The organism is Stenotrophomonas sp. YIM B06876, assembly GCF_030711595.1.
Taxonomy (GTDB): domain Bacteria; phylum Pseudomonadota; class Gammaproteobacteria; order Xanthomonadales; family Xanthomonadaceae; genus Stenotrophomonas.
The window spans coordinates 1-655 of the sequence record NZ_JAUJUJ010000443.1 but is presented as its reverse complement, the minus strand read 5'-3'; the positions used below and the strand labels follow the sequence as shown (position 1 = coordinate 655).

The following is a 655-nucleotide window of genomic DNA, read 5'->3' as shown; positions in this document are numbered from 1 at the left end:
AAAGCGGTGGCGGATGGAGCGCGCCAGCGCCGTGTTGTGCGCCAGGCGCTGCTTGTCGCCGGTGATGCGGGTCAGCATGTCGGCCGTGCGGTGCCACTCGGCCTCGATGGCGCCGAACACCTTCTTGCGCAGGCGCGCATCCTGCACCAGCTCGCTGTAGCGCGAGGCCAGGGCCAGGTCGCTCTTGGCCAGCACCATGTCCATGTTCGACAGCAGCGTGCTGAAGAACGGCCACTGGCNGCTGTAGCGCGAGGCCAGGGCCAGGTCGCTCTTGGCCAGCACCATGTCCATGTTCGACAGCAGCGTGCTGAAGAACGGCCACTGGCGGTACATCTTGCGCAGCAGCGCCAGCTGCGCCTTGGGCTCCTTGCCCGGTGCCTGCAAGAAAGCCTCGACCGCCGCGCCAAAGCCGTACCAGCCCGGCAGCGTGAGCCGGCACTGGCCCCAGCTGAAGCCCCAGGGAATGGCGCGCAGGTCTTCGATCTTCTGCGAGGGCTTGCGCGAGGCCGGGCGCGAGCCGATGTTGAGTTCGGCGATCTCGCGGATCGGCGTGGCGCTGAAGAAGTAGTCGGTGAAGCCCGGGGTCTCGTAGACCAGCGCGCGGTAGGCGCCCATGCTGGCCGTGGACAGCTGCGCGGCGGCGTCGTGAAACGCC

1 protein-coding gene is annotated in these 655 nt (G+C 68.3%); it reads right to left on the bottom strand.

Annotated elements, in window-relative coordinates:
- Window positions 1–655: phosphoenolpyruvate carboxylase (locus QZH66_RS17840; RefSeq protein WP_305807147.1), on the bottom strand; the 655-nt coding region annotated here is incomplete at both ends.